Below are 17,243 nucleotides of genomic sequence, written 5' to 3' on the forward strand. Positions count from 1 at the left end.
ACCTCGGCCTTGACGGCCGTGGCGGCGAGACCTGGGGTTGCCATGTGGTAGTCGATCCGCCACCCGGAGTTGTTGTCGAAGGCGCGGCCGCGGTAGGACCACCAGCTGTAGGGGCCGTCCTGTTCGGGGTGGAGGGCGCGGACGACGTCGGTGTAGCCGCCGTCGGCGGGGTCGAGGACGCGGGTCAGCCAGTCGCGTTCCTCGGGGAGGAAGCCGGAGTTGGCGCGGTTGGCGCGCCAGTTCTTCAGGTCGGCTTCGCGGTGGGCGATGTTCCAGTCGCCGCAGACGAGGACTTCGCGGCCGTCGGCGGCGGCGCGCTCGCGCAGTTCCTTCAGGTAGGGCAGGAAGGTGGCCATGAAGCGTTCCTTCTCGTCCTGGCGTTCCGTGCCGACCTCGCCGGAGGGGAGGTAGAGGCTGGCGACGGTGAGGCCGGGGAGGTCGGCTTCGAGGTAGCGGCCGGAGCCGTCGAACTCGGTGACGCCGAAGCCGACGCGGACGGCGTCCGGCTCGCGGCGGGTGAGGAGCGCCACACCGGCGCGGCCCTTGGCCGCGGGGTCGAGCGCGGGCGCGTAGACGGCGTGCCAGCCGTCGGGGTCGCGGACCTCGGCGGTGAGCTGGCCGGACTCGGCCCTGACCTCCTGGAGGCACACGACGTCGGCGTCCGTCGCGGCCAGCCACGGCAGGTAGCCCTTCCGGGCCGCCGCGCGCAGCCCGTTCACGTTCACGGAGGTCACTTTGAGCATCCCTGCACCCTACATACGATGCGTTCATGCAGATCGTCACCCGTCGGTACGACCATCCGGACGCGCGCAAGCTGGAGGCCGAGGTGCAGCAGGAGTACGCCCGGCGCTACCAGAGCGACGGTGACAGCACTCCGCTGGACCCTGACATGTTCGTGCCGCCGCACGGCGTCTTCCTCCTCGCGTACGACGACGAGGGGCGGCCGGTGGCCACCGGCGGCTGGCGCGGGAAGCTGCCGGCCGGCGAGGGCTACGAGGAGGGCGACGCCGAGATCAAGCGGATGTACGTCATACCCGAGGCCAGGGGGCGGGGGCTCGCCCGGCGCATCCTGGCGCGGCTGGAGGAGGACGCGCGGGCGGCCGGACGGCTGCGCATGGTGCTGGAGACCGGTACCGAGCAGCCCGAGGCGATCGAGCTGTACACCTCCAGCGGCTACACGCCGGCGCCGAGCAAGTTCGGGATGTACCGGCACGAGCCGAAGAGCCGCTGCTTTGTGAAGCCGCTCACCGGACGGGAGTGACCGGGCGGGAGTGACCGGGCGGGAGTGGCCGGGCGCCAGCCCCGCGCCGGGTGTCAGTGGACCTGGCCGGTGACGAGTCGGTGCAGGTGTCGGACGAGGGCGATCAGCACGGCCTTGCCGTCCTCCCGGGAGCGGGCGTCGCAGTCGACGAGCGGTACGTGCGGAAGCAGGTCGAGCGCGTCGCGGATCTCCTGGTGGGTGTAGCGGGGGCCGCCGAAGTCGTTGCGGGCGACGATGAACGGTGTGCCGTGCTGTTCGAGCCGGTCGATCGCGTACCAGGAGTCGGCCAGCCGTCGGGTGTCGACGAGTACGACGGCGCCGAGGGTGCCGGCGAACAGCCGGTCCCAGAGGAACCAGAAGCGTTCCTGGCCGGGGGCGCCGAAGAGGTAGAGGACGGTCTCCTCGTTGAGGCTGATCCGGCCGAAGTCGAAGGCGACGGTGGTCGCGGACTTGGCCAGCACTGCCGAGTTGTCGTCGACGTGCTGACCGGCCTGCGTCATCGTCTCCTCGGTGTTGAGGGGACGGATCTCGCTGACCGAGCGGACGAGGGTCGTCTTGCCGACGCCGAAGCCGCCGACGACGACGACCTTCAGCGCGTTGCTGGCGGTGCTGAGCAGCGGGGTGCGGTCGGAGGGAGGGCCGGCGGCCGGCGCCGGCGCGGCGGCCGGGCCGGGGAGCCCGGTGGCGGGTGCCGCCCCCGTGGGGTCGGTGGTGTCAGAGGTTGCGGAGGCCAACGAGTACCTGCTCCAGGACGGTGGGATCCGGCAGCCGGGCCGGCTGCCGACTGGTCTGTGGGTGACGGGCGGTGATCCTGCCGGTGGCCAGGAGGTCCGACAGCAGGATCTTGACGATGCTGACGGGAAGTCCCAGCTCGGCGGCGATCTCCACGACGGCGGTCGGGCGGCGGCACATGCGCAGGATCGCAGTGTGCTCGGACTGCATGCCGGGCGTCGGCTCGAACTCGCTGACGACCAGGGTGACGAGGTCGAACGCGTCCGAGTCGGCGCGGCTGCGGCCGCCGGTGAGGGTGTAGAGCCGGTCCGGTGTGTCGTCCCGGCCCGGCCGCCTCACGCGGCGCCGCCGTCGGCCTGCCGGCGCGGCGGGGTGCTGAGGTGTTCGCCGAGCTGTTCGACCAGCTCGTTCATGTTGTGTCCGACGAGGCCGACGTCGGCCAGCTCGTCGGCGACGACGGCCAGATGCGCGCCCTCGCCCGCCTCGACGATGAACAGCACGCCGCCGTAGAACTCGGCCATCGCCTGCCGCACGCCCCCGGTGCCGTCGCCGAACTCCACGGAGGCTCCCTGGGACAGGCTCTGGATGCCGGCCGCTATCGCGGCGAGCTGGTCGGCCTGGTCGACGGTCAGTTCGGGGGTGTGGCAGAGCTTGAGGCCGTCCCGGGAGAGCACGAGTGCGTGCCGGGCACCCGCGGTGCGCTGGAGCAGGCTCTCCAGCAGCCACCCGAGTTCGGCCGCGTTACCGGTGGTCTGTAGCCGCTGTGCAGGGGCTCCGGCAAGGTGTGCGGTCATCGGACGTCGTCCTTCGATCGAGGTTGTGGGGTGGGAGTGGTTGACGAGGTGGGTGTTGCGGGGCGGGTGAGGCTCGGTGGCGTGGCGCCGTCGTCCGTGGGCCCGCCGCCGAGCACGGCACGCCGGAACGCGCCGAACCGCGCCGCCGACTCGGCCGCCGAGCGCCGCGAGGGCGCGGCGGGGCGGGGCCGCTCGGCCAGGCTTGGGTGCGTGGCCAGGGTCTGACCGCGCCGCCGCTTGGGCAGTCCGCTGCTGAGGATCTCGGGCTGCCCGTCTCGTGCGACCGGGTAGGCCCCGGACGCGAGCGGGCGTGCGGCGGAGGCCGCCGCGGGCGGGGTCGGCTGTCCGGCGTCCGGCTGTCCGGGGTCCGGCAGTCCGGCATCCGGCAGTCCGGGGTCCGGCAGTCCGGGCGGCTGCGGCGCGGGGGTCGTCGGCGGCGCCGGTCGCGGCTGGGTGGCGGTGATGCCGTCGCCGGGCCACAGCGCCATGAAGAGGTCGTCGGCGGCGGGCGAGTCGGCTTCGCCGGGAGCCTCCTGAGCAGGGGGTGTGTCGCCCGGGACGCCCAGGACGCCCGGGACGTCAGTGGCCTCGCGGGTCTCGCGGGTCTCAGCGGCGGACGGTGGGAGCGCGCGACCGTGGTACGCGCCGCGTCCGCCCGGCGCGAAGAAGTCGTCGTGCTCCGGAGTGGCGGCGTGCGCTCCGTCGGCGGCGCCGTCGAGGTGGACGTCGGCGGAGCGGACGTCGGCGGAGCGGACGTCGGCATCGTCGCTGCGGGGCGCGGTGGGGCGGCTGTGCTCGTCGGGCTCGGTGGCGTGCGGCGGTTCGGTGGCACGGCGCAGCGGGCTGACCCGCTGCGGCAACGCGCCGGACGCCTCCTGGGCGGCCCCCTCCGGGCCGCTCGAGTGCGGGCCGGTCGCGTCCGAGAGCTCCGGGAGCGCGGAGGGCTCGGGAGCAGCGGAGAGCTCGGGAGCAGCGGAGAGCTCGGGAGCAGCGGAGAGCTCGGGAGCGGCGGAGAGCTCGGGAGCGGCCCAAGGGTCCGGTGCGGCCGACACCGTGTCCGGTTCATGACGCGTTGGCTCGTGGCGTGACGGCTCACGCCCCGACGGTTCGCCGTGCTGCGGCCCGGGTGCGAGCTCGCCACGCGGTGCGGGGATGCCGGGCGTCTCGCGCACACCCGCCGGACCCGACGTACCGGCCCGCTCCCCCACGCCCCGAAGACCCACCGGTGGGGCGGCGGGCGCCACGACGGCCGGGGGGACCTCCGCGCGGGGGCGGGTGACCAGTTCCTCTGGGATGCGCACGATGACCCCGGTGCCGCCCCGGGCGGACGGGCGGAACGAGACGGTCAGACCGTGCTTCCTCGCCAGGCAGCCGACGACGGCCAGCCCCATGCGCGTCCCCGAGAGGGCTGTCAGGTCCAACGCTTCGCCGGAGACGGCTCGTTCGGCGCGGCGCAGCGCGAAGTCGCCCATCACCAGGCCGCTGTCCTCGATGGTGACGACAAGCCCGGCGGGCACCTCCTCCACGTAGACGTGCACTTCGGAGGTGGGCGGCGAGAAGTTCGCTGCGTTGTCGAGGAGTTCGGCCAGGGCGTGCATGACGCCCTCGGCCGCGTGACCGGCGACGGCGACGTCCACGGTGGTGTGCAGCCGTACGCGGCGGTAGCCGGCTATTCGGCTCATCGCGCCGCGCAGCACGCTCTCCATGACGATCGGCCTGGCCCAGCGGCGGCCGGAGCGGGCGCCGGTGAGCACGGCGACGCTGTCGGCGAGGCGGCCGGCCTGCGCGGTGCGGTGGTCGAGGTGCAGCAAGTCGGCGAGGACGTCCTCGTCGGCGTGCCGGTGCTCCATCTCGCGCAGGTCGGCGAGCATGCCGGTGGCCAGCGCCTGCATGCGACCGGCGGCGTCCGCGCAGGCGGACATCGCGGCGGCGCGGGCGGCCTCGCTGCGCCCGAGTTCGTCCGCGACGAGTCGCAGTAGCTGCTGGTGAGTGGCGTCCTGGGGCTGCTCGGTCGCGGCGAGTGCGGTGTCCGCGGAGGCCCCGGAGCGCAGGCGGCCCACGACGTCGGGCAGGACGCTCTCCACCACCCGCCTGGTCTCCCGGCGGGCGGCGTCCACCTGCTCGGCGTACGCGCGCGCCCGCTGCCGCTGCTGGACTACAAGCACGGCGGCCAGGCACAGCAGCACCGCAACGGCACCGGACGCCCAGGCGACGGGCGCACGGAAGGACTGCGGGGCGGCGTACACCGCGAGTCCGGCACCGACACCGCTCAGCAGTGCGGTGAGCAGGGGGGCGGCGAGCGATGACCGCAGCGGTGGACGCTCCGTCCGTCGGTGCGCGGACGGCTGGTGCGCTGTCATCATCGGGTCCTTGACGGATCGGCTAGGAGCAATCCGGAGAGGACCACTCCTGATCAATTCGTTGACACTATAGGTGATTCTCCGGTCACTGCGGATGGCAAGCAAAAACCATTACCCGTCAGACCCGGACGCCCAAACGCTTTAACGGGCAACAAATCTGACGTACCGCCAGTTCGAACACCCGGCGACGCCTCCCGCCCGCCGCTCACAGCCTGCGGCGATGCGGCAGAACCCGTATCCGCCCCTGATCCCGAGCCGGTCCCGGCCGCCGCATGCCGGCCGGGACCCTGGTGCGCCCGACCGTCAGCCGGCCCAGCTGCCGGTGGCCCTGCCGTCGCTCCAGAACCGGAACTTGAACTTGGTGCCGCTCCGCACGTTGGTCGCGACCACCGTCCACTTCCCGCTCGGTGCCCACGTGTTCGAGCTCTGGCAGTAGGGCGAGCCGGAGCTCGGGTTGAAGCACACCTTGACATAGCGGTCGGAATTGGGGCGTATGTTGATGTCGTTGCAGTTGGTGGTCGCGGTGAGCCAGGTGCCACCCGGGTAACCCGACGGGTAGTAGTGCTGGCCGGCCGGCTTCGTGTAGGACTTGGCGCTGCCGTAGCAGGACTGGACGCCGATCCGGTCGGTGGACTCGGCGGCGGTGGCTGCGGTGCTGGTGGCCGAGAGGGCTCCGGCGGCGAGGACAAGACCGCCCACCACGGCGGCGACTCCGGTGGTCCGCTTGCGCATGACTACGTGTCTTCCTTCCGGGAAGGGAGAGCTGTCGATGTGCCTTCTGACCCGGGGACGTGACCGGCGGCGGCGAACAGGCACGCCCGACGGGGCTGCGCGTGACCGTTGAGGCGACGGGGGACTCCTTGCGACGGGTGCCGCCGACGGCGCCCATGCTTCCACCGCGCGGCGACGGCGGGAAAGGCGACCCTCGGCCATCGCCGCGCGGGAACCGGCCGTTCGACTCCCGCACCCGCCCCCGGCCACCCGGCCACGGGTACGGGTACGGAGACGGGTACGGGTAGCGGGTTACGGGGTCGCGGCGGTGCCGGACCGGGGGTGCCGCTACAGCGGCCACCAGGACTTGCGCGCCCTGCGGTGGCCGGTCGCCGCCGGCTGCGCGGACGGCACGGGGTCGGGCTGTGCGGGCGGCAGCTCCGGTGGCAGCCCGGGACCGGCCGCCACCGCCGTACCGCCGCCCCCGGCAGCACCGAAAGCCACCGGTGCTCCGGGCGCACCGGGCGCACCGGGCGCACCGGCAGGGAGACCTTGGGACGCGTACGCGCCTGCGCGCACGCCCGCGCCCTCCGCGCCTGCGGGAGCCGGGGGGTCCGGCTGTCCCGCCGGGGCGCCCGCGGCCGCCGTCCTGCCGCGCGGCGAGAAGGTGACGGGCAGGCTGTTCAGCCGGTTGGACACCAGGGACGCCGTCACCGGCAGCTCCGCCCCTGCGTCCAGTTGCACGTCCGGCAGCATGGTGAGCAGCGCGTCCACCGCCGCCTCGGCGATGGCGCGTCCCAGGTGCTGCCCGGGGCACTCGTGCGGGCCGTGGCCGAAGGAGAGGTGCGCGCGGTTGTTGCGCACGGGGGTCTCCGTGGCGCGGATCGCCGGGTCGGAGTTGCCGGCCGCGAGGCCCAGCATCACCATGTCGCCCCTGCTGATGTGCCGTCCGGCCAGCACGGTGTCGTTGGTCGCCCACCGGGTCGGCACGGTGGTCAGTGGCGGGTCGTTCCACAGCACCTCCTCCAGCGCGTCGGGCAGCGTCATCTGGCCGGAGGTCAGCGTCGCGTGGAAGGCGCGCTCGGTCAGGATGGCCTTCAAGGTGTTGGCGATGAAGTTGGTGGTCTTCTCGTGGGAGGAGACCAGCGCGTGCCGCAGGTGCTCCATCACCTCCACGTCGTCGAGCGCGGCCTCGTCCTGGAGCAGCCAGCTCGCGATGTCCTCGCCTGGGGTCGCCCGCTTCTCCCGGACGAGGTTCGCCATGACGCCGGTGACGTACTCGTTGCTGCGGACCGCCGTCGCACTGCCCTGCACCATGTCGCGTATGGCGGCGCCCAGCGGCAGCGCCTCCCGTTCGGCCAGCCCGAACAGCCGGGCCAGTACCAGGATCGACAGCTTCTCGGCGAGGTCCGGCACCAGGTCGCAGCGGCCCTGCGTCTGGAAGCCGTCGACCAGCGTGCTCATGTAACGGTGCACGTAGCGCCGCACGCCGCGCCCGGCGCCCTTGTACCGGTCGAGGGCGCCGGTGATCGCCCCGCGCAGCCGGCCGTGCTCCTGCCCGTCGACGAACGCGACCAGCGGCTGCCAGGTGGTGATCGGCACCAGCGGGGAGTCCGGGGGCAGGGTGACCGACCAGTGCCGGGAGTCGGAGGAGTACACCGAAGGAGTGCGCATGACGGTGAGGTTGGTGTGGTAGTCGAGCACCAGCCACGCCCGGATGTCGCCCGGCAGCAACACGGGTGCCACGGCGCCGTGTTCGCGGCGGAGGGCGTCGTAGAGCCGCGCCTGGTCCTCGCCCGGCGTCAGCCGGTGCGCCCCGCCGCTGACCGGGCAGCCGCCGGCGGCCGGTGCCCCGGGGGCGGGAGTGGAGTGTGACGGGTGGGGGCTGTTGGTCACGGTGCCTCCGGTGTGGGACGAAGCGGTCAGGGCACCCAGGGACGGTGCCGGGGTCGGCTCGGCTCCCGGCGCCGCGCCCGTCGACACCGCCTGGTCGTGCGCGAAGGGAGCGCTGGAGCGGCCTCAGCCTATCTCCGCCGCGCCGCCTGGCGGTTCGGGGCCGTGACCAACACCACCGTCACCCCGGCCAGTTGTCGAGCGCCGCCGGTGGGGCCGGGGCCTCGGGTGGGTACGGATGGCGTGGGCGCACCGGCCGGGTGCGGCCACGCACCACGCAGAACCCGGGCGGCCGGGACACCGCGCCGCCCGGCACCCCCGAGAGCAAAGGTCCACTTCCTTGTCCGTTCAGTCGCTCGCCCCGCAACCGTCGGTACCCCGCGCCCCCGGCCGTCTGCCCCTGCTGGGGCACGTCCTGCGGCTGTGGCGCGACCCGCTCGGCTTCCTGTCCTCGCTCCGCGACCACGGCGAGATCGTCCGCGTGGATCTCGGCACGATGCCGATGTACGTCGTGACCACTCCGGAGCTGGTCCGCGAGGTGACCGTCACACAGGCGAGATCCTTCGAGAAGGGACGTTTCTTCGACCGGCTGCGGCCGCTCGCCGGGAACGGCCTCGCCAACTCCGACGGCGAACTCCACCGCCGCAACCGCCGCCTGATACAGCCCATGTTCCACCCCACCCGAATAGCCCGCTACTCCGCCGTCATGAGCGCCAACGCCGCTGCCATGTCGGATCGTTGGCGGGAAGGTCAGGAGATCGAGCTCGAGGAGGAGATGGCCCGCTACGCCGTCGAGACCCTCGCCGAGACCTTGTTCTCCACCGACATCGGACGACCGGCGGTGGAGGCCGTACGCACCAACCTGCCGATCGTCCTCAAGAACCTGCTCCTGCGCGCTGCCTCCCCCAAGGCCCTGGACCGCCTCCCCATCCGTGCCAACCGCGACTTCGACGAGGCCGCCGCCAACCTCCGCCGGGTGATCGACGAGGTCGTCGCCACCGCCCGGAGCACCGGACACGGCGACTCCCACAACGACCTGCTCGCGCTGCTGCTCGCCGCCCAGGACTCCGAGACCGGCGAATCGCTGACCGACGTCGAGGTCCGCGACGAACTCAGCACTCTCCTCTTCGCCGGCGCCGAGACGACCGCCGCCACGCTGGCCTGGACCCTCCACGAACTCGCCCGGCACCGGGACGTGGAAGAGCAGGTCGTCGCGGAGATCCGCGACGTCGTCGGCGACCGGCCCGTCACCATCGAGGACGTCCCGAAACTGGAGGCGATCCGCCGGGTCCTGGACGAGGTCGTCCGCCTCCACGGCGTCACGATGCTGATGCGCCGCGCCACCGCCCCCGTCACACTCGGTGGCGTCGACCTGCCGGTCGGCGCGGAAGTCGCGTTCAGTCTCTACGCCCTCCACCGCGACGAGCGCACCTACCGCGACGCCCACCGCTTCGACCCCGACCGCTGGCTCCCCGCACGCCGCGCCGAGATCCCGCGCGAGGCGTACGTGCCGTTCGGCGCGGGCAACCGCAAGTGCATCGGCGACGCCTTCATGTGGACCGAGGCCACCATCGCCCTCGCCACCTGGCTGGCCCGCTGGCGGTTCGAGCCCGTCCCCGGCCACACCCCCAAGGAGACCGTCTCCGCCGTGGCCCACGCCGACCGCATCCCCATGACCCTCACCCGCCGCACCCCCTGACCCACCCCGGTCGGGGCCGCGTGGGCCCCGACCGGCCGCGGCTTCCCGCCACACGCCGGCGCACGGAGCGCCGCGCCCCGGAAGGGCTCGCGTCCGCGGGCGCGACGTTCGCGGCGTCTGCGTCGCCGTGCCCCCGCAGGACGCCTCACGGCAGGCCTTCGGGTTCCGGCGGACGGGCGTCCGCCACCGGATCGCCCGCCGGCTCGCGGAAGCGCAGCACCGCCACCAGACCGACGCCCAGAGAGACCGTGAAAGCGAGCAGCCCGGTCAACGGACATGCGGCGACCCGAAGACCCACGCCGGCCCACGAGCCGATCAGCGCCCCCAGGGACGTCAACGCGAACGACCAGCTCATGACGGTCACGAAGCCGCTCCCGCGGAACGACTCCTGCCGCAGGGTGGTGATCAGGACGTCACGCATCCGGGTGAGGGCGCCCACGAGCACCACGTACCCGAGGGCGATCGGCCAGAGGGAATCGGCCGGCAGCAGGATCACGCATCCGCCGAAGGTCGTCACCACGGCAATGGTCGCGCCGGTCGCGACCAGCAGTGACCTCCGGACGCCCATCCGGCGCCGGGTGAACGGCGCGAGATGCGGGCCCACCGTCGCGCCGACGCCGAAGCAGGCCACGACCAGGGCAAACGAGTCGGCGGCGGACCACGGCATCGCGCGGGCCGTCCAGAGGTACACAAAAACACCCGCGAGCGTCCTGCCCACCGCCCCGACGAGCCCGAGCGCAGGTGAGACCGGTCCGGAACGCACCAGTGCGCGGGCGAACGCCCGCACGGCCACGCGGCTTCCGAGAGCGCGGAAATCCTCGGTGTTCTGCTCCGTGACGGGGGCGGTCAGGACCGTACGGCGGCCGACCGTCCGCAAGCACACGCCCAGTGCGGAGAGCACCAGGTTCACCGCGATCAGTACCGTGAGCGACCGTTCCGAGACGAAGCTGCCGAGGGGCAGCGCGACGACAAGTCCGATGAACCCCAGCACCGAGTAGACGGACGCGTTGAAAGCCAGCGCGTGACCGGGGCCGAGCTGGGCGAGCTGCTGCGCGTAGAACTCCTCCACCACGTCCGCGACCGCTGGGAAGAGCGCGGCGAGCAGCAGATAGCCGGCCAGCACGGGGACGGCGTGGTCGGGAAACAGGAGCACAGCCGTCAGCGCGACGACCGAGAGGAGTGCTTCGACCAGATCGGAGAGGACCAGCACCGTAGCCGGGTTGTAGCCGGCCAGGACCCTGGCGGTCAGTGGCGCGGCGAAGCCGAGCCCCGCCGTCACGGTGGCCAGGACCGCGAGCCACGCCAGCGGTAGCGCGCCTTGGGCGACCATGCCGCCGGAACCGCCCTCCACCACACGCGAGCCGACGATCGAGACGGACAATCCGGCCAGCATCCAACGCCGGGCCCGAAGGATCGCGGAGACCGTCGGCACGTTCTTTTCAGCGAGAAGCACGGCGGACAGCCCCATCCGTTGTCGTCGTCACCTCTGCCGAGACTCGTGACCGCTCAACCCACCGGCCTCAGGGCCTCGGCGGCTCCCGGGAACGACCTGATGTCGAGACGCAGCGCCTGCTCGCCCTCCGAGTTGAGGAGGGGAGGCGCCGGAATCGCCGGGAGAAGCCACCGGACGACGTCGCGGCGCTCGGGGTCCAGCCAGTGGTCGTCCAGTTGCAGGAGCAGATTGCCGAGGTAGCGGGCCCGGAAGGAGGTCTGCTGGAGGGATCGGAGGGTCCCGTCCCGCTCCGGGTCGGCGGAGGTCCGCATGACCTGGCCGTAGTAGTAACCGAGGTGCGCGTAGACGGTGTAGGCGGCGAACGCACGCTCGGTCCCCCAGAGCCGACTGGATTCCTCCGTCCGCCACCAGGGAATGTCGATGAACTCCGGCGTCGATTCGATGAAGACCTTCCTGAAGCCGCGGACGATGCGGTACGTCTTGGCGTGCACCGCCTCGTGCAGCAACGATTCCGCCGCCGTCTCCCGGTCATCCCGTAGCTGTTCCCCGACGAGCATGGCCCCGGCGACATGGTCCCAGGATCCACCCAGGATTTTCCCGCCGCCCGCGAGGAAGACGCGGGACACGAAAGGCCGGGTTTCCTCCCACAACTCGGGGACGGCTTCCTCAAGACGTGCGTTCGCCCGCTCCAGCAGCGCCACCAGCACAGATCGGTTCTTTTCGTCGTCGGGCAGTGTGTGGTACCGCTCACCGGCGGCCAGTGCGCCGAGCTTTCCCTCGAGAGCCTTGTCCGCGGGGTGGTCACGACTCAGCCACGCATCAACGCGGCCGCTCTCGACCGGCGTCAGATAGTCCACCGGTACGGCGCTCGTGGACCCACCCGCCCATCGCTCGCAGAGAATGTGATCGACCATCGGGTGTACGGCATGACTGGCGGCCAACTCCTCGGAGAGGCCGAAGCCGGTGAAGAACGATGCGGAGTTGCGGGCGATCTCCTCCGCGTTTCCGTACGGCCCGGTCGCCAGGTTCGGCGTCATTCGTCGACTCCTTTCAGAAGCGCGGCACACGTCTCCGGCGAATACAGTCGACCGACGGGGACGAGGGGCCGGCACAGCATGATTCCGTAGAACTGCTCCAGGCCCGGCGCGATGACCTGGACGACATGCACGCCCCGGCCTTTCCCGTCGGCATCGTCCGTGTGTTCCCACAGGGAGCGCCAGAAGACCTCAAAACCGTTCTGCCGCAGGGAAGTGAGCAGATGGGCTTCTCCCGACGGGTTGTTCGGCGCCCGGTCCCTCAGGAAGTCGCCGTACGAGCCCTGCGACGCCCACCGCGGCGCCGGTACCTCGGCCGCCCTGCGGAGCAGCGGGTAGGAGTCGAGGTTGTCCGGTTCCCGGCCCCCCTCGTCGGCGAAGGTCACACCCGCGGCGTACGCCTTCCACTCCTGGTACAGCTCGGTCACCGCCCGCTCGAAGGCGATGTCCGGGAACAGGGAGCAGCCCATCCCGACCAGCGCGGTCGCGCTGTCGGCCGGCCTGAGATGTGCCATGACGACACATCCGGTGTGGGCGGTGACGTCCACGACGACCGCCTCACCCGCCAGGAAGGTCTCCACGGTCTCCAACGCCCGCTTCAACTCGGGCGGCTCGCCGCCACGGATCCGGTGGAGGGGACGGGGCCGGATCACCGAGGAGAGCAGGTGCTGACTGAGCGCGTCGCGTTCGACGAGCTCGTTGACGGCGTGTACGAGGGCGTCCTCCGCGGTCGCGCCCGCCGCGTAGCCGTTGGTGGTCGAGTACCGCTCGAGAACCACCAGGTCCGACTCCGCCTCGTCGCCGTGATAGGCGAAGTCGGCCGCCACCGCCGGATAGACGATCCTTCGCCCCGTCCGCACGGGATGGATGTCGAGGAGGGCGTGGAAGGGCACGGTGGCCTGTGCGGTCGTCGGACGGGTGTCGTGCGCGTAGGTGCTGAGCAGGTCGAACTGCTCGAAGTCCGGCGGGGGCAGGACCTCCCAGGCCCGCCCGTGCCGTTGTCGCGGAAGTAGGCCCCGCGCCCCGGCGTGCTCGTATGCCTCGAAGAGGGCACTGGCGAGTGACTGCTTCCCCACGCCCTTGCCCGCCGCCCGCCCGAGCACGGTACCGACCGAGTCGGACAGCGTGGCCCGGTGGACGGCGACGGCCCGCCCGTCGTCGCCTTCCGACAGCTCCCAGGTAAGAGTCAGGTCGTGGGCGCGGGCTGCCTCGTCTGCGAGTCGCAACGCCTCGGCGACCGTGGTAGACCGTTCGCGATCACTCACGCGACCCAAAGTCATCATCTCCGGACATGCGTCATGTTTCGCCGGCTCAAGGCCGTGCTCGGCCCGAAGCATCGACGGTGTCCACCTCGGGAAGGGGCCGTCGCGCCCCCCGAGGCGGCGCGACGGCCAGGACGTGCGCGACCCGTTCAGGCCGCCGCCCGCCGACCTAGCGTTCGTTCTTCTGCTTCTTGGCGGACTTCTTCGAGGTCTTCGCCTGCGCGAAGAAGGCGTCCTCGAACGTCCGCTTGATTCCCTTCCGCTCGGCGAAGTTCAGGTCGCCGCTGGCTGTCTTTCCGTGTCCCATGCCGAATTCCTCGTTCCTCTCAAGGGCTGTGGTACTTGCCGGAGTAAGGACCGGGCGCCCCGCCGCCGAACCGCGGAGCCGACCGGTAGGCGTCGGCGACGCCACGTTGAAAGCCTGCCGAGGAGCGCTATCGCCCCGGTCACTCCGCGGTCACGCGTCCTGCGGGCCGGAACTTCCGTGCGGCGGGCGGGCGGTGAGGAACTCCTCCCCCGCCGACAACGCCAGACCGATGCTGTCCTGCGCCGCGAGACCCCGGGCCCAGGCGTCCGCGTACGCCGCCGCCCCCAGGGTCCCTCTGACCAGGCCCTCGGTCTCGGCATGGACGAGGTGGAACGGCCGGAGTCCGGTCAGCGCGACACCGATGGCGCGCTGCATCCGGTGCGCGGCACCGAGCAGCACCGCCGCGCAGGTGGGACGCCCGACGGCGGCGACGGCCCAGGCCAGCGTCTCCACACCCCACACCGGCCCCCACCTGTCCCCGATGCTTCTCTGACAGGCCAGCGCCTCCCGAAGGAGTGGCAGCGCGAGGGCCGGCTTCCCATGGCGCAGCTCGGCCAGACCGGCGCACCAGCGGGCCCACGTCCACGCCCATTCCGCCCGTGCGGTCTCCGCCTCCGCGAGGTAGACGTCACGGGCGTGGAACGCGGTGTGCCGGTCCCCGAGGAACGCGGCCGCGATGGCCCACAGCATGGTGGCCATATGGGCGTCCCCGTGATGACCCGCCTGCCGGAAACCGGACCGGGCGCGCTCCAGTTGGGCGATGGCGTCCGGGTCGGCGCTCACCAGCAGAGCGTGCGCGCCCTCGATGTAGACCATCGCCGGGGCGCGGGTGGGGCCCGGGGCCGCGCGGCACTCCTCCATCGCCGCTCGCACGCCCGGCAGATCGCCCTGGCAGAGAGCGATCCAGGCCTTCAACGCCTGCCTCGAGGCGGTGAGTTCATCTGGCAGCGCGACGGACGGGTCGTGCAGCCGCTCCAACCAGTGGCGTCCCTCCCCGAGCGTGCTGCTGAAGAACCAGCACCGTGTCCGGGTGAGGTTGACTGCGATCTCCAGGCCGACGCCGGCCCTGCCCGGATGTGTACGGCAGAAGTCCAGAGCCGCGCGCAGGTTGGGCAGTTCGCCACGCAGCCGGCACAACCAGTCGACCTCCGCCGGGCCGCACCACTCGGCCGCGGCACGTACGGTCAGGGCGTGGTAGTGATCGCTGTGGCGAAGGGCGAGCGCAGTGGTTCCGCCCTGCTCCAGCAGCCGCTGCCTGCCGTACTGGCGGATTGTCTCCAGGAGTCGGTAGCGGGCTCTGCTTCCGTTGCTGTCGACCATCACGATGGACTTCTGGACCAGCCCGGCGAGCAGGTCGAGTACGTCCGCGCACGCGATCCCCTCCCCGTCGCACACGGCTTCGGCCGCCTCCAGGTCAAAGCCGTCGGAGAAGACGGACAGGCGGATCCAGAGCAGCCGTTCCCCCTCCGTGCAGAGGCTGTAGCTCCAGTCGACAACACCCCGCAACGTCTGCTGGTAGCGGCTGTCAGCACGACCGCGCGGCATGGACAGCAGGCGAAAGCAGTCGTCCAGCCGGCTCAGCACCTCGGCCACGGCCATGGAACCCAGACGGACGGCCGCCAGCTCGATCGCGAGGGGAATCCCGTCCAGACGCCGGCAGAGCTGCTCGACCGGGCCCCGGTTGTGCTCGGTGACCCGGAATCCGGGGCAGGAGGCGGCGGCGCGGCCGGCCAGGAGGAGCACCGCCTCGGAGCACTCCGCGGCACCCGGCTCGGCGTGTGCCCCGGGATCGGCTTCGGCGTTCTCGGGTGGCAGGCTGAGCGAGGGAACGAGCAGGACGTGTTCGCCCGGGACGCCGAGCCTTTCGCGGCTGGTCGCGAGGATCCGCAGCCCCGGTGCCGCGCGGAGCAGGCGCATCACGAGCGCGGCAACCGGCTCGACCAGATGCTCGCAGTTGTCCAGGACGAGCAGTGTCACCCGGTCGCGCAGATGGTCTGCCATCACGTCGGCCGGATGCCGCGGGGACTGGTCGCGCAGACCGAGCGATTCCGCTACGGCCCGGTCGAGCAGCGCCGGGTCGGTGAGGGGAGCCAGGTCCGCGAGCCATGCGCCGTCGCTGAAGCAGGAGGCGACCTGGTCCGCCAGCCGCAACGCAAGCCGGGTCTTGCCGACCCCTCCGACCCCGGTGAGAGTGAGCAGCCTCGAGTGGTGAAGTGCCCTGCGCGCCTCGGCCAGTTCGGCCTTCCGGCCGATGAAGGTGGTGGTCTCGGCCGGAAGGTTCCCGCCGGTCCGGACCGACCCGCCGGCCGGAACGCCGTGCCACGCCGCGCTCTCCGCCGACACACGGGACCCCTGGCCCGCCGGCCCCGGCGCTACTCGTTCCGACGTGGCCGACACCGACGCAGCCCCCGGCACCGGGACTGGAGGCACCACTTCGGCCGCCGTCGACTCCGGCCCGTCCGTCGCCCGCCACCTCCGCACTTCCGGCGCGTCCAGCTCCGCGGCGGCGGTCAGCATGCGTCGCTGCAGATCCCTCAGCTCCGCGCCCGGGTCGATACCCAGTTCCTCGGAGAGCAGGGCCGCGACGGTGCGGTAGCACTCCAGCGCCTCGGCCTGCCGGCCGCACCGGTAGAGGGCGAGTATCCGCTGGGCCCAGAAGCGCTCCCGTAAAGGATGGCTGTCGACAAGCGCTCGGAGTTCCGGCAGGACGGCGGCCGCCCGGCCCGACGCCAGATCAGCTTCGATCCGCAGCTCCAACGCGTCGAGCCGCTGCTCGGCCAACGCGGTCAGAACGGCTTGGAGCGCGCCCTCGGGGAGGTCGGAAAGCGGCTCGCCTCGCCACAACCCCAGCGCCTCCCGCAGCAGCGCCGCCGAACGGTCCGGCGGGCCGTCCGACTCCAGCACCTCCCGCCCCTGCCGGACGAGGCACCGGAAACGATGCAGGTCCAGTGAGTCCGGGTCGATCTCGGCCAGATAGCCGCGAGGATGGGTGAGCACGACCTCATGCCCTTCGGGCCCCAGGCAACGGCGCAGACGCAGCACGTAGTTCTGAAGCGTGTTCCGGGTCCGGGTGGGCGGATCTGTCCTCCACAGCACGTCCACCAGGTTGTCAACGGGAACGACGGACCCGGCCTCGGCGAGCAACGCGGCGAGGAGGAGCCGGAGTTTCGCCGCGCCGATCGGCACCGGGCGGCCATTCCGCCGGACGTCCAGCGGCCCGAGCATCCTGAACTCGTAGTGCGCGCACATCGATCGCGATCATACAACACAGAGTTAGGTTGAGTTTACGATCGGTGACAACCCGCGGTCGGCGGCAATCCCCCCGCCCGCGCTTCCCGAGTACCGGACGCGGCGTGCCCACGAGCGCAGCCGACGAGGCAGACGGAAACGGTTGGCGATCGCCATCCAGCCGACCGAAAGTCGTTTCCCGCCGAGAGACGGCCGCTCGACACGGGTGGGACCAGGTTCACGACACAAAGATCCCGCCCAGCTCATCGAGCTGGACGGGATCTTGTCACGTGGACCTGAGGGGATTTGAACCCCTGACCCCCTCGTTGCGAACGAGATGCGCTACCAGGCTGCGCTACAGGCCCTCGGAACGAGAGAAACATTAGCACCCCTCCGGCCGGGGGACGAAATCCGATCCCGTGGGGCAGTCACTGGCCGGAGGCTCGGGGGTGGTCGTCGGAGGCGTCCTGGTCGAAGAGGGGGGTGCGGCGGGGTTTGCGGGTGGGACC

The 17,243-nt window shown here is 71.9% G+C and carries 14 protein-coding genes and 1 tRNA gene; 2 read left to right on the forward strand and 13 right to left on the reverse strand.

Going from position 1 to position 17,243, the window contains the following annotated elements; all coding sequences use genetic code 11:
• Nucleotides 1–743: exodeoxyribonuclease III (locus tag FNX44_RS11985; protein WP_143648039.1), on the reverse strand; the 743-nt coding region annotated here is incomplete at its 3' end.
• Nucleotides 744–769: 26 nt separating this feature from the next.
• On the opposite strand from FNX44_RS11985, the gene FNX44_RS11990 reads away from it, so the two are divergent.
• Nucleotides 770–1,261: a GNAT family N-acetyltransferase gene (locus tag FNX44_RS11990; protein ID WP_143648040.1), complete on the forward strand. Its 492-nt coding sequence runs from the start codon at nt 770–772 to the stop codon at nt 1,259–1,261.
• A 53-nt stretch (nt 1,262–1,314) separates the two neighbouring features.
• Here the strand turns inward: FNX44_RS11990 and FNX44_RS11995 are convergent, their stop codons facing one another.
• From FNX44_RS11995 to FNX44_RS12020, 6 genes are all read right to left on the reverse strand, one after another.
• Nucleotides 1,315–1,995, reverse strand: a complete 681-nt coding sequence (locus FNX44_RS11995) for a GTP-binding protein (RefSeq protein WP_407699176.1) — start codon at nt 1,993–1,995, stop codon at nt 1,315–1,317.
• Nucleotides 1,976–2,332 carry a DUF742 domain-containing protein gene (locus FNX44_RS12000; protein ID WP_143648041.1) on the reverse strand — a complete coding sequence of 119 codons (357 nt, stop codon included), beginning with the start codon at nt 2,330–2,332 and terminating at the stop codon, nt 1,976–1,978. The genes FNX44_RS11995 and FNX44_RS12000 overlap by 20 nt, the downstream gene beginning before the upstream one ends.
• Complete coding sequence (locus tag FNX44_RS12005) at nt 2,329–2,787, reverse strand: roadblock/LC7 domain-containing protein (RefSeq protein ID WP_143648042.1); 459 nt, start codon at nt 2,785–2,787, stop codon at nt 2,329–2,331. Before FNX44_RS12005 ends, FNX44_RS12000 begins: the two co-directional genes overlap by 4 nt.
• Nucleotides 2,784–5,147: an ATP-binding protein gene (locus tag FNX44_RS29695; protein ID WP_323369289.1), complete on the reverse strand. Its 2,364-nt coding sequence runs from the start codon at nt 5,145–5,147 to the stop codon at nt 2,784–2,786. Before FNX44_RS29695 ends, FNX44_RS12005 begins: the two co-directional genes overlap by 4 nt.
• A gap of 303 nt (nt 5,148–5,450) precedes the next feature.
• The gene (locus FNX44_RS12015; RefSeq protein WP_143648043.1) at nt 5,451–5,879 is read right to left on the reverse strand and encodes a hypothetical protein; all 429 of its coding nucleotides are present in this window, start codon (nt 5,877–5,879) and stop codon (nt 5,451–5,453) included.
• A gap of 327 nt (nt 5,880–6,206) precedes the next feature.
• Nucleotides 6,207–7,754 carry a cytochrome P450 family protein gene (locus FNX44_RS12020; protein ID WP_143648044.1) on the reverse strand — a complete coding sequence of 516 codons (1,548 nt, stop codon included), beginning with the start codon at nt 7,752–7,754 and terminating at the stop codon, nt 6,207–6,209.
• Nucleotides 7,755–8,091: 337 nt separating this feature from the next.
• Here FNX44_RS12020 and FNX44_RS12025 point away from each other — a divergent pair, with 337 nt between their 5' ends.
• Nucleotides 8,092–9,450, forward strand: a complete 1,359-nt coding sequence (locus tag FNX44_RS12025; RefSeq protein ID WP_228449831.1) for a cytochrome P450 — start codon at nt 8,092–8,094, stop codon at nt 9,448–9,450.
• Nucleotides 9,451–9,595: 145 nt separating this feature from the next.
• On the opposite strand, the gene FNX44_RS12030 is transcribed toward FNX44_RS12025, so the two are convergent.
• The 6 genes from FNX44_RS12030 to FNX44_RS12055 form a co-directional block, all read right to left on the reverse strand.
• On the reverse strand, nt 9,596–10,903 hold the full coding sequence (locus FNX44_RS12030) for an MFS transporter (RefSeq protein ID WP_143648046.1): 1,308 nt from the start codon (nt 10,901–10,903) through the stop codon (nt 9,596–9,598).
• Nucleotides 10,904–10,956: 53 nt separating this feature from the next.
• Nucleotides 10,957–11,940, reverse strand: coding sequence for a hypothetical protein (locus FNX44_RS12035; RefSeq protein WP_143648047.1), 984 nt, complete (start codon nt 11,938–11,940; stop codon nt 10,957–10,959).
• Nucleotides 11,937–13,202, reverse strand: a complete 1,266-nt coding sequence (locus FNX44_RS12040) for a YcaO-like family protein (RefSeq protein WP_173019168.1) — start codon at nt 13,200–13,202, stop codon at nt 11,937–11,939. The genes FNX44_RS12035 and FNX44_RS12040 overlap by 4 nt, the downstream gene beginning before the upstream one ends.
• A 166-nt stretch (nt 13,203–13,368) precedes the next feature.
• Entirely contained in the window at nt 13,369–13,506 is a 138-nt protein-coding gene (locus FNX44_RS12045; protein WP_153507178.1) for a hypothetical protein, read from the reverse strand.
• A 150-nt stretch (nt 13,507–13,656) separates the two neighbouring features.
• Entirely contained in the window at nt 13,657–16,755 is a 3,099-nt protein-coding gene (locus FNX44_RS12050) for an AfsR/SARP family transcriptional regulator (RefSeq protein WP_143648049.1), read from the reverse strand.
• Between the two features lie 270 nt (nt 16,756–17,025).
• Nucleotides 17,026–17,099 (reverse strand) — tRNA-Ala (locus FNX44_RS12055).
• Nucleotides 17,100–17,243: the final 144 nt, after the last annotated feature.

This window comes from Streptomyces alkaliterrae, from assembly GCF_007097205.2.
Lineage (GTDB): Bacteria > Actinomycetota > Actinomycetes > Streptomycetales > Streptomycetaceae > Streptomyces > Streptomyces alkaliterrae.